This is a genomic window from Mesorhizobium sp. M0140, assembly GCF_040322475.1.
GTDB lineage: Bacteria > Pseudomonadota > Alphaproteobacteria > Rhizobiales > Rhizobiaceae > Mesorhizobium.
The window spans coordinates 187080-199090 of record NZ_JAMYTM010000001.1 but is presented as its reverse complement, the minus strand read 5'-3'; the positions used below and the strand labels follow the sequence as shown (position 1 = coordinate 199090).

At 63.5% G+C, this 12011-nt stretch carries 9 protein-coding genes and 1 riboswitch; of the genes, 3 read left to right on the top strand and 6 right to left on the bottom strand.

Going from position 1 to position 12011, the window contains the following annotated elements; genetic code table 11:
* The first annotated feature begins 62 nt into the window (after positions 1–62).
* A riboswitch (FMN riboswitch) is annotated at positions 63–207 on the top strand.
* Between the two features lie 77 nt (positions 208–284).
* On the top strand, positions 285–758 hold the full coding sequence (locus tag NKJ37_RS00925; RefSeq protein ID WP_352609359.1) for a 6,7-dimethyl-8-ribityllumazine synthase: 474 nt from the start codon (positions 285–287) through the stop codon (positions 756–758).
* A 162-nt stretch (positions 759–920) separates the two neighbouring features.
* Positions 921–1985 (top strand): class II fructose-bisphosphate aldolase, encoded by a 1065-nt coding sequence (fba, locus tag NKJ37_RS00920; protein WP_013532928.1) that lies wholly within the window; start codon positions 921–923, stop codon positions 1983–1985.
* Positions 1986–2045: 60 nt separating this feature from the next.
* Here the strand turns inward: fba and NKJ37_RS00915 are convergent, their stop codons facing one another.
* The 6 genes from NKJ37_RS00915 to ftsZ form a co-directional block, all read right to left on the bottom strand.
* The gene (locus tag NKJ37_RS00915) at positions 2046–3272 is read right to left on the bottom strand and encodes a VWA domain-containing protein (RefSeq protein WP_352628542.1); all 1227 of its coding nucleotides are present in this window, start codon (positions 3270–3272) and stop codon (positions 2046–2048) included.
* Positions 3265–5514, bottom strand: coding sequence for a DUF5682 family protein (locus tag NKJ37_RS00910; RefSeq protein ID WP_352772215.1), 2250 nt, complete (start codon positions 5512–5514; stop codon positions 3265–3267). Before NKJ37_RS00910 ends, NKJ37_RS00915 begins: the two co-directional genes overlap by 8 nt.
* Positions 5515–5518: 4 nt before the next feature.
* Positions 5519–6598, bottom strand: a complete 1080-nt coding sequence (locus NKJ37_RS00905; RefSeq protein WP_352772212.1) for an ATP-binding protein — start codon at positions 6596–6598, stop codon at positions 5519–5521.
* A 30-nt stretch (positions 6599–6628) separates the two neighbouring features.
* Positions 6629–8056, bottom strand: a complete 1428-nt coding sequence (locus NKJ37_RS00900) for a DUF5691 domain-containing protein (protein WP_352751201.1) — start codon at positions 8054–8056, stop codon at positions 6629–6631.
* Complete coding sequence (locus tag NKJ37_RS00895; protein WP_352772209.1) at positions 8053–9438, bottom strand: SWIM zinc finger family protein; 1386 nt, start codon at positions 9436–9438, stop codon at positions 8053–8055. The genes NKJ37_RS00900 and NKJ37_RS00895 overlap by 4 nt, the downstream gene beginning before the upstream one ends.
* 218 nt (positions 9439–9656) lie before the next feature.
* Positions 9657–10691 (bottom strand): cell division protein FtsZ, encoded by a 1035-nt coding sequence (ftsZ, locus tag NKJ37_RS00890; RefSeq protein WP_023808769.1) that lies wholly within the window; start codon positions 10689–10691, stop codon positions 9657–9659.
* 386 nt (positions 10692–11077) lie between these two features.
* Between ftsZ and NKJ37_RS00885 the strand changes: the two genes are divergently transcribed.
* The gene (locus NKJ37_RS00885; protein ID WP_023808770.1) at positions 11078–11776 is read left to right on the top strand and encodes a GntR family transcriptional regulator; all 699 of its coding nucleotides are present in this window, start codon (positions 11078–11080) and stop codon (positions 11774–11776) included.
* Positions 11777–12011 lie beyond the last annotated feature (235 nt).

Below are 12011 nucleotides of genomic sequence, written 5' to 3'. Positions count from 1 at the left end.
ACGTGCTTGGCCCAACCTTCCCACGGTTGACAGCAGCGCCCTGCCCTTTCATACAAAGCCGTTAATGTTCTCAGGGCGGGGTGAAAGTCCCCACCGGCGGTAAGGGTTTTACCCAAGCCCGCGAGCGCCCTCCGATGGTCGGAGGGGTCAGCAGATCCGGTGTGATTCCGGAGCCGACGGTTACAGTCCGGATGGAAGAGAACGAAACGCAAAACGGACCGCCCCGGCGGGCCGGATTGCGTATCGTGCGTCCTGATTCTGGTTCGAAACGGAAGGATGGACCCATGAATCAGCATTCCCACAAAGACTATGAAACGACCCGCATCGCCGTTATCAGGGCGCGCTGGCATGCCGATATCGTCGACCAGTGCGTACAGGCCTTCGAGGCGGAACTGGCTAACGTCGGAGGCGAGCGCTTCACCGTCGATGTCTTCGACGTGCCGGGCGCCTATGAGATTCCGCTGCATGCCAAGACCCTGGCCGGAACCGGCCGCTATGCCGCGATCCTCGGTACCGCCTTCGTCGTCAATGGCGGCATCTACCGGCATGAGTTCGTCGCCAGCGCGGTGATCGACGGCATGATGAACGTGCAGCTGTCGACCGGTGTACCGGTGCTGTCGGCGGTTCTCACGCCGCTCAACTACCATGACAGCGCCGAGCACCACCGCTTCTTCTTCGAGCACTTCACGGTCAAGGGCAAGGAAGCGGCGAACGCCTGCGTGCAACTCCTGGCGGCGCGGGAGTTGATCGCGGCTTAAGTCACCAAAACGGCCGGATTTCAACCCTGCAACAAGAATTGCGATCGAGAAGAGCTCTGAAGGTTGCGGTTCCGTTGAAATCCCGCCAGAAGCATCAAGGGCCGACCGGCAACCGGCCGGCCCGCGACGTTGCGCTTGAAACCAGATACGGGAGACTATTGGGTGGCTCGCATAACACTGAGACAATTGCTCGACCACGCTGCCGAATACGGCTACGGCGTGCCCGCTTTCAACATGAACAACATGGAACAGGGCCTTGCCATCATGGAGGCCGCCGAGGAGACCAAGTCACCGGTCATCCTGCAGGCAAGCCGCGGCGCCCGCGCCTATGCCAATGACGTGGTGCTGGCCAAGCTGATCGACGCGCTGGTCGAAATCCACCCCGACATTCCGGTCTGCATGCATCTCGACCATGGCAATAACGAAGCCACCTGCGTCACCGCTATCCAGTACGGCTTCACCTCGGTCATGATGGACGGGTCGCTGAAGGAAGACGGCAAGACGCCGGCCGACTACGCCTACAATTCCGGCATCACCAAGCGCGTCGTCGACATGGCGCATTGGGGCGGCGTGTCCGTGGAAGGCGAGATCGGCGTGCTCGGCTCGCTGGAGAGCGGCGGCGGCGAGCAGGAAGACGGCCACGGCGTCGAAGGCGCGATCAGCCACGACCAGCTTTTGACCGATCCCGAACAAGCGGTCGAGTTCGTCAAGGACACCCATGTCGATGCGCTGGCGGTTGCCATGGGCACCAGCCACGGCGCCTACAAATTCTCGCGCAAGCCTGACGGCGCAGTGCTGGCCATGAACGTCATCGAGGAGATCCACCGCCGGCTGCCGAACATGCATCTGGTCATGCACGGCTCGTCCTCGGTGCCCGAGGACCTGCAGGAAATCATCAACAAATATGGCGGCCAGATGAAGCCGACCTGGGGCGTGCCGGTCGAGGAAATCCAGCGCGGCATCAAGCACGGCGTGCGCAAGATCAACATCGACACCGACAACCGCATGGCGCTGACCGGCGCGATCCGCAAGGTGCTGACCGAGAATCCAAGCGAGTTCGATCCGCGCAAATATTTGACACCGGCCATGGCCGCCATGCGCAAGCTCTGCAAAGAGCGCTTCGAACAGTTCGGCACCGCCGGCAACGCGCAGAAGATCAAGCCGCTGCCGGTCGCCGAAATGGCCAAGCGCTATAAGTCGGGCAGCCTCGACCCGAAGTTCGGCTGAGCTCCAGCGATTTATCCCAGAGCTGCCAGAAGCATCCTGGCAGCTCTGGCGACGGCTGTTTTACTCCGGAGTCTCGGCCTCGGCACGAACCAGCTTGATATCTGCGCCAGCCGCCCATGCGCCGATATCTTCCCGACGCAATGCCGCCGCCATCATGTCTGGAAACAGATCCGGCGTGCAGGCAAAGACCGGAATGCCGAGGGCGGCCACCGAGCCTGCCATCTTCGGGTCATAACCCGGCCTGCCCTGGTCGGTCAGCGCCAGGAGCACCACGACGTTGACGCCGGAGCGAACGAGTGCAGCAAGCCGCTGCAGCAATTCCTGCCCGTTGCCGCCCTCATAAAGGTCAGTGATCAGCACCATATGCGACTTGGTCGGCCGTTCGATGCGGTCCGCGCAATAGGCCACGGCCTGGTTGATGTCGGTGCCGCCGCCCAGCTGCACGCCGAACAGGACTTCGACAGGATCGCTAAGCTCCTCGGTCAGATCGACGATTGCCGTGTCGAAGCAGACAAGCTTGGTCCGCACCACCGGCAGGGAGGCCATCACCGCCGCGAATATCGAGGCGTAGATTACCGAGCTTGCCATAGAGCCCGACTGGTCGACGCACAGCACCACCTCATCCAGGTCGACCAGCCTTCGCTGTTTGCGCATGAAGCCGACCAGCTTCTCCGGCACGATGGTCTTGTGCTCGGGCTGGTAATGGCGAAGGTTGGCTGAGATCGTACGCGGCCAGTCGATGTCGCGCTGGCGTGGGCGGTTGGTGCGCTGCGATCGGTCGACCGCGCCGCGTATCGCCTCGGCTGTCTTCTGTTCCAGCCGCTGCATCAGCTTGGCAACGATATCGGCGATGATCGTGCGCGCAATGTCCTTGGTCTTGGCCGGCATGACCGAGCGGAGCGAAATCAGGTCGGCGACGAGATTGACGTCGGCCTCGATCGCTTTGAGGAATTCCGGCTCCATCAGCATCTGCTTCAGGTTGAGCCGTTCGAAGGCATCTTTCTGGACCATCTGGACGACCTGTGCGGGAAAGAACGACCTGATATCGCCCATCCACTGTGCCACCCTTGGCGCCGAGCGGCCGAGGCCGCCGCGCCGCTTGCGCGGATCGGCAGCCGCATCGCCGGCACCATCGCCGTAAAGCGCATCGAGCGCCGCGGAAAGCCGCTTGTCGGTGTCGGACAGCGCTGACGAGGTTTCCTCATCGGCACCGATCGCCATGCGCCAGCGGCGCTCGCGTCCGTCGCCGGCTTGGATTGGCTCGCTGATTTCGGCCTCGTCATCCATTGCCGGCCTCGCTCATCAGCAGGGGTCCAAGCCGTTCCAGGTGCCGGCGCCACGCTTCGCCGCCATCCGGAGTCGGCGTCAGTCCGGCAGGCAGCCGTGCGGTGCGGCCGAGCACCGCTTCGATCAACCGTCGCCGCTCCATCGAGTCCAGATGCGAAAAGACCCGGCGCAGCAACGGCAGATGGGCAATGAAGGCCTCTTCGTCGAGGGATGCGAGCCAGGCATCCACCGCACCGCGCAGGCCCTGGTCGTAGATCAGCCGTTGGCCGGCAGTGCTGAAGAAACCCTCGAAGAACCCTGCAGCCTCGGTGACCGGCGTTCCTGGAGACAGACGTCGTGCGATCAGACCGGTTGCCGCGTCGGCTGACAAATGGCCGGCTTCGTAGAGCAGATGCGCGGCACAGCCTGCCACCAGCGCCGTCGAGCGCGATCCATCGAGCACCGCAGCCAGTCCATTGCGCCAGATGTCCAGCACGTCCTGTTCAGGCTCGACCAGACTGATCGCTTCGTCGGCCTTGCGCATGGCGCCGACCAGCGTCGTGGATGCCTGGGCATCGAGGTCGCGGGCGGCATAGGCAAGTGCGATCCCGCCTTCGACGATCAGCCGCTCCAGGAGGCCGGACAGACGGGCGGTTTCCGTCTTGCGAGCCTCGCCGTAGCGGATGATGTCGGCGAGCGGCGGCACCGATGTCAGGATTTCCAGGCATTCGCTGCTGCGCGCCGCCCGTTCCTCCAATGCCGCGAGACCGGCCGCCGACGCTTCCGACAGGTTTGCCGTGATGGCGCCCTGGACCAGTGCGGCCATCGCATCAAGAGACGTCGCCGCGCCGATCATCTGGATCAGCCGGCCATTGGCCGCCTTTTCGATGGTTGGTCCGTAGACCAGGTTCTCGACCAGTCGAACGGCATATTCAGGTTCCCACGACAGCATCCAGCGCTCGCGAAAGGTGCCGCGGCTGCGGCCGCTGTCGGTCAGCTTGCCCCAATGCACGCCAAGCACGGACAGCCGGTGCAGCAAGGTCGATCGAAACAGCCCGCTTTCGCTGCGCAGGTCGACCGACAATTCACGCTCCAGCGCTTCGGGCTTCAGCCGCGCCGCCTTCTGGCTGCGCTGCAGGTCCTCGATCAGCGGCGCCAGCGGCGTGTCCGGCGGAATTTCACCGACATCGGCGCCCAGCAGCAATTCGGCTTCGACCAGCGCCCACAGCAGCGCTTCCCCGTTGAACAGGGCGGCGATCGCGGCGTCACGCAATTCCTCGAACCCGGGCTTTGGCCGTTCACGGATCACAGCCAGCGTGCGGGCCAGCCGTTCGGCTTCGATCAGCGAGGCGGTCGAGACCATGTGCCCCTTGGCCCTCAGGACCGCCGCGATCTTCGCCAGCCACAGGACCGAGGAGTCCCCTTGCCCGCGCGTCTGCCACAGATGCTTGCACCAGCCGGGCGCGACAACGCCGGCGCCATAACCGAAGCCCAGCGCCAGGCGCGGCCCCGTCCACGGCGCCCAGGTCATCATGCTTTTGCGGCGGGCGAGCCCCTTGAGTAGCGCCTGGTCCTCCTTCAGCGGTCGCGTCGCCTGCAGTGCCGGCACATGGAAGGCACCGCAAACGATAGCGATCGGCCCATCGAATTCCTTTCGCGCGGCGGCGATTTCAAGTCGCATATGCGCTTCGCGCTTTGCCTCGAATTCGGCAAGCGGACCTTCGCCTTCGCGCAACGTCGTCATCGCGTCGGCTATTGCCGCGAAGATTGGGCCGGGCTCAGGGTTCTGCTCGATGATATCAGCCCACCAGCTTTCGCCATCTTCATAGCCGGCAGCTTGTGCCAGCGTTCCGATCGGGTCCCGCAGATGCGGCGCCAAGTCAGCCTCAACGCTGGCTTCCGTTCCATCGCTATCGGTTTCCCCCACGGCCTCAATCGGCGCAGTGCGGGCTGAAGACGGCAAATCGATGAAGCGCACTGCCGCATTGTTGGTGACGGCCCAGAGCGTCGCCTGGTACTCCGGCGAGAATTCGGCGAAGGGCCAGAAGCTTGTCGAGGCCGGATCGTCTTCGGGATAGCAGAGCAGCGCCACCGGCGGCTGCATTTCGGGGTGGGCCAGCAACGGCAGCAGCGGGCTGGCGTCGGCCGGTCCTTCGATCAGCACGGCGACCGGTTTCAACTCCTGCAACGCCTGCACCAGGCTGCCGGCGGAGCCTGGCCCGTGATGGCGTATGCCGAAATAGGAAACGTCGCTAAGCGCCATGGCGTCAGATCGCCGCGTTCAAGGCCGCGTAGTAGCCGGCATAGTCTGGCCGCTTCTTGAGCACGGTTTCCAGATACTCCTCCAGCACCAGTTTGTCCTGCACCGGATCCTTCACGATCGCACCGACGAGGCTGGCGGCAAGACCTTCGGCGCCGAGCTTGCCGCTGTCGAACCAGGCCGCCTGGCTGAGGCCGCCGACCATGGTGGCAATGGCTTCGGCCGTGGACAGCGAACCGGACGGCGTCTTCAACGTCACCTTGCCGTCGGCTGTAGCGCCGGAGCGCAACTCGCGAAAAATGGTCAGCACGCGCGAGATCTCCTCACCGACATTCTTCGGCACCGGCAGGTCAAGACCGCCGGCCATCTCGCCGACCCGCTTGGAGACGATCGCCACTTCCTCCGCCATGTCTTCGGGCAAGGGCAGTACGACGACGTTAAAGCGGCGCTTCAACGCCGAGGACAGCTCGTTGACGCCCTTGTCGCGGTTGTTGGCGGTGGCGATGATGTTGAAGCCGCGCTGCGCGTAGATCGAGGTGTTGAGTTCCGGGATCGGCATCATCTTTTCGGACAGCACGGTGATCAGCGTGTCCTGCACGTCGGAGCCCATGCGCGTCAGCTCCTCGAGGCGGCAAAGCTTGCCGTCCTGCATGGCGCGGTAGAGCGGCGTCGGCACCAGCGCGTCCTGGCTTGGGCCCTTTGCCAGAAGCTGTGCGTAGTTCCAGCCATAGCGGATCTGGTTCTCGTCGGTACCAGCCGTGCACTGCACGATCAGGGTCGAATCGCCCATGATGGCGGCGGCGAGATGTTCCGACACCCAGGATTTGGCCGTGCCGGGGACACCCAGCAGCAACAGCGCGCGATCGGTGGCGAGCGTCGCCACCGCGGTTTCCATCAGCCGGCGCCGGCCGACATATTTGGGCGTTATCACTGTCCCGTCGTCAGCCTTTCCGCCGAGCAGGTAGGTAAGGACCGCCTTTGGCGAAAGGCTCCATCCGGCAGGCCTTTGCCGGTCGTCATTGCGCGAGAGCGCCTGCAATTCGGCGGCATAGGCCTGCTCGACCGGAAGACGGATGGCTGCGTTCATTGGCTGTTCTCCGGATTGATCATGTGTCGGTTAAGGTTCGGCCAGCGCTGCGTTGAGGCGCAGAAGACCGAGTGAAGGCGCTGCCGGCGCCATACCGGCCGCAACGACGTCTCCGATCAATTTCTCCGCCGTCGCCGCCGTGGCGAGAAAGCCCATAGTTTCCAGGAGCTGGTCGACGCCTCGCTTCACAGCGTCATCGTTTCCTGCAACAGCGGAGCGAAGCGCCGGGAGCGTCTGGCCGTTTGTCAGGTCGGTCCATTCCAGCCAGCTTGCTTCGAGGCCCTCGGCCAGATTGAGCGCGCCGAGATGTTGCGTGTCCTTCAGGATCGACCTGACCAGGACGCGCTTCCTGCGGCTGTCCAGACGCGCCATGAGGTGGAGGACGAAGAGTGCGGGCTTGCCACCTTCGGCGACAAGCATATCCGCCATGTGCGTCACCGCGGCGTCGCCGCCCGACGCGGCGACCATTCGGGCAACAAGGATATCGGCATTGTTCTCAGCGCCGAATTGCCACGCCCCGATAAACTCGGATTCGGTGGTGCCGAAGCGCGTGGCGAGGTCGACCAGGTTGCAGGTCTCGAACAGTTCGGCGCGACGTCTTTCCTGCGCCGGCGATTTGAGTTTTGCCGGCGTGTAGGTGGTGCGGCGGCGGATGAAGCCGGATTTGCCTTCAGCGATGAAGGCAGCGAGTTCGGCCGTCGGATCTTCCGGCCCGCCATCGCCTGGCGAGCCGTGCTCTCCCAATCTTGCCAGCAACCGGCCAGCGAGCTCGCGCAGCTTGCCGGAACGATCGGCGGAGAGGCTCTTCAGGAACGGCACGTCATCGGCGCCCAGACCGAAGCGCAACAGGTCGACGAGTGCAATCCTGATCTCCGCCGGCTCGCCGGATGCCTTGGTTTCGATCAGCTGCCTAGCCGAAGCCGGTGCGGTGCGGCGCATATCGGCGAGCGCGGTGCGGCGTGCGGCGGGATAGAAGTCATCCCAGTTTTCCACCGTCAGATGCTCCTGGCTTGCAGGTTTTTCGCCGTCCGCGCCTGCCTGCCAGTCGATCCAAGGTGCATAGACGTCCGGACTGCTCTGATCCGACGCGGCTGGCATCCAGTCCATCGGATGCAGCACGAAGCCGCGGCTGGCGACGAGCGTGACCACACGCGACTTGCTTCTTGTGTCGGCGGCATGCTTTAGCGCGGCTCGCAATAGCGGCCGCAGCCGTTCCGGCAGCATCTGCAAGGCGAGTTCGGGCAATTGCGGGCGGCGTTTCAGCGTCTTTGGCGCGGCTGGCCGCAAGGCGATGTCGAGAGCTTGTGCGGCGATCGCCAGCAGCCGGCGTTCGCGCTCGTCGGGGCTGGCACCGCCGGCGATCTCCTTCCACGCGCCCGGAGCCAGGTCGAAGGTGATCCCGCCGGTGATCCAGCAGTCACGCATGGCCGCCAGGCCGGTCTGCTCGATCTCGTTCACGACAGGTCAAGCCTACCGAAACCGCTTTGCGCCGCCAGCAGGTCAAGCCGGCTGCCATTCCAAAGTGCTGCCGTTGCCATAAGGTCCAGCCCAAGCAGCGTTGGATTGACGGTGTCGGCAATCGGCAAGGCGATACCATGCGGATCGCCGGCGGCTTGCCACCAGGCGGCGCCCCGATCGTCCAGCAGGATCGCGCCGGGCGGCAGCATGACAGGACAATCGGTGAGCCAAGGGGCTGTGTTCTGGTGAGCAGCATGCGCCGCGAGCGGATCGGCTGTGTGAAAGCCGAAATCGGGCCACTCACCTGTCGGGACGTCGCCCTTGCGGTCCGCCACCAAGGCCCGCAGCGGCTGGCGTGCCGGGTAAAAGACCAACCTGGCATCGAACCGGTCGCCCGGTGTGAAGGCGTTCGACCGGCGACCGGCCGAGGCCGGAAAATAGTCGAGCAAGAGAGCAAATTGCGGGCTCGCGCTCTTCAGGTCGAGGAGCCAGGTCGAATGGCTGACGAGACCGTCACGGCGCGACTCGATCTTCTCGCCAAGCACCTCCCAGACGCTTTCGACCTGTTTGGCATCGGGATTGGCCAGAACCTGCTCACGGCTTTCGGACGTCGATACGAGCCGCCTCAGTTCGGCGTCTCCTGGTGTCGATCGCCAGGCCTTGACCACCAGCACAAGCTTGCCGAGTTCGCGGAGCGCCGCGTCCGGGCGCTCCTCGCTGCGCAGCCCCATCAGCCGTGACGGAATCTCGTCGATGCGGCCGGCAAGCGCTGTCGCCTTCATGTCGACCAGCCGTGCCGCAATCCGGCGGCAACGGTCACTGCTGTTGTCGACAAAACCGGCCAGGCCAAGCCGCAACTGGTCAGCGATCCATTGATCCAGCTCATCCAACGCCGCCGACACCGCGGATTGCGTATCCAGCGTCCGCTTGCGCTGCGCTGCCTCGCGGCGCTCGACCGCAGCGGCGTCCTCGATGTCTGCGCTTTCGTCGTCGCGCGAGGCCTCGCCAATGCTCTTGCCTCCCGCACCGGGCGCTGGCGCCGCCGGCTGTGGCGAGGCCTTCCTGCGGCGGCCGAGCCAATCATTCACCCATTCCGGGGTCGAGCCTGCGGGGGTAAAACTGGCCGGCGTGGTGGCTGCAATCCACATCAGCGCCAAAGTGTGCTTGCAGGGAAATTTCCGCGACGGACAGGTGCATTTGTAGCCATGGTCGCCGGTGTCGACGACCACACGATACGGATTGGAGCCGGAACCCTGGCATTCCCCCCAGAGGAGCCCCAGCTGATCGCTCTTCTCGAGCCGTGGCCAGTTCGATTGCCTGGTCAACCTGGAAGCGGCGCTCAACGACGCCTGATCGGGCGCAAGCGCTTCGATGGTTTTCAAGTCGAATTCCAAGCCGCGCCTCTCGTCGCTCGAACGATACGGGTAGCCAGTATAGATGGCCGTCCATGACGGATTCTTGTAGCAGCAACCGTACAGAGATCGATACAGCTGAACACAATAGTTGCGCCAGTCAATCTGATCCGTCGGCAATGCCATTGCTATCAGCGATGTCTCCCCCGAGAAATTATCTCTTGGCGAGGATAAACGCGCGATATGACTTATTGAAGCGTCCGCGCCGGCTGACCGGCGTGGTCGCGTGCGATGCCGGCTTCGGCATCCTCGGCGCCAAAAGCACGGTCGAGGCCCGTCGCCACGACCGAGACCCTGAAGCGGCCTTCCATGCCCTTGTCGAAGATGGCGCCAACGATGATGTCGGCATCCTCGTAGACCTCTTCGCGGATGCGGGTGGCGGCCTCGTCGACCTCGAACAGGGTCATGTCCCTGCCGCCCGATATCGAGACCAGCACGCCCTTGGCGCCTTTCATCGACACTTCGTCGAGCAGCGGGTTGGCGATCGCGGCTTCGGCCGCCTTCATCGCCCGACCCTCGCCGGAGGCCTCACCGGTGCCCATCATGGCGCGGCCCATGTCGCGCATCACCGATTTGACATCGGCGAAGTCGAGATTGATCAGGCCTTCCTTGACGATGAGGTCGGTGATGCAGCTGACGCCGGCATAGAGCACCCGATCGGCAATGACGAACGCATCGGCGAAGGTGGTCTTGGCATCGGCGATCCGAAACAGGTTCTGGTTCGGGATGACGATCACCGTGTCGGCGCTCTCGCGGAGCCGCTCGATGCCCTCTTCGGCCATCTGCATGCGGCGCCGGCCTTCAAAGGCGAACGGCTTGGTGACGACACCAACCGTCAGGATGCCGGCCTTGCGTGCCGCCTGGGCGATGATTGGAGCCGCACCGGTTCCCGTGCCGCCGCCCATTCCGGCGGTGACGAAACACATATGCGTACCGGCCAGATGGTCCATGATCTCGTCGAGCGATTCCTCGGCCGCGGCGCGGCCGATCTCGGGAAGCGATCCGGCGCCCAATCCTTCGGTGACGTGGGCGCCAAGCTGGATCAGCCTGGACGCCTTCGACATGGTCAGCGCCTGGGCGTCCGTGTTGGCGGCGATGAATTCAGTACCCTGAAGCTGCTCCGCGATCATGTTGTTGACGGCATTGCCACCGCCGCCACCAACGCCGATCACGGTGATCTTGGGTCTCATCTCGGAGATTTCGGGCTTCTTGAACTCGGCCATGCCTGTGTCTCCTTCGCCAATTGCGCGCGCTTCACGACCCACCCGCAGACTGCCTTGAAACCTTGCAATCGAGCGGCATGATGCGAATCACTCCGTTGCGATGGGTAGCCCAAAAAGCCAGACAGCGGCCAGAGGTGCAAGTGCATGCGAGGTCAAGATTTGTGATGACCGTTTTGCACAGCGTGGCAGAGACGCCATATGCCTGACAATCAAGCCGTCGGCCTTGGTGCGACGCGTCGGCTTGCCGCGCAACGATCGAAGCGTCTATCATGTGCTTGATAAGTCGCTGACTTCGGCGTTCTCGCCGGGCTCGGCCACGCAGAATCCCCAGCGGCGAAACCAGCCGGCCGCACAGATTTCTGAACCGATGAAGCAGCGCCCCGCCAATGGCCGACAAAACACAATTCGGGTTGACCGCCGTCGACACCGTTCCCTTGCATGAAAAAGTCTATCTGGAACTTGTGCGAGCGCTGATGTCCGGCCAGTTCACGCCGGGCCAGAAGCTGACGTCGCGAAAACTCGCAAGGGAACTCGGCACCAGCGACATGCCGGTGCGCAGCGCCTTCATGCGGCTGCAGGCGCTGCGGGCGCTCAGCCCGATGCCGAACGGCAGCGTCGAAGTGCCGGCGATATCGGCCGAGCGGTTTTCGCAATTGACCGCGGTGCGGACTATCCTCGAAGGCTCGGCGACCGAACTGGCGACAAAACGCATCAATGGCAACAATCTGCGCACGATCCGACGCCACGCCACCGACCTGACTTTGGCGGCCCGCAAAGGCGATATCGATGATTACCTGCGCAAGAACCACGACTTCAAATTCTCGATCTATCGCCATTGCGGCAACGAGCAGATGATCTTCCTGATCGAAACCGTATGGATGCAGGTCGGCCCTTTCCTCAGGAACCTTGCCATGGGTTTCGAGGATAACCTCGCCTCCATCCTCGACATCGACTTTCACGAGGAAGTCGTCGCTGCGATCGAGGCCCAGGATGGCGAGCGCGCCCGCGCTGCCATCGTGCGCGACATCGACGAAGGGGCCTCGCACATACTGCAGCAGGCGAGATTTCCGAAGGCGAGAAACTGATGCGCGTCGCGTTTGTGCGGATTCGGGCGACGCCACTTGGCTTTCCGGCCTCTTGCCTCTATGTTGCGATCGCAGATCGCGCAATTGGTTTTGAAATGCCTCCCGACATCCCGGCTAGTGACTTGAAAAAATAAGGAAAAGCGCTTGGCGACAGCCAAGTCTGTTTTCCTAAAACTCACAAGCTATTTTTATCAGGGACAGTGCAGCCGGTCAGGTTGCGGCACCTTCGAAAACC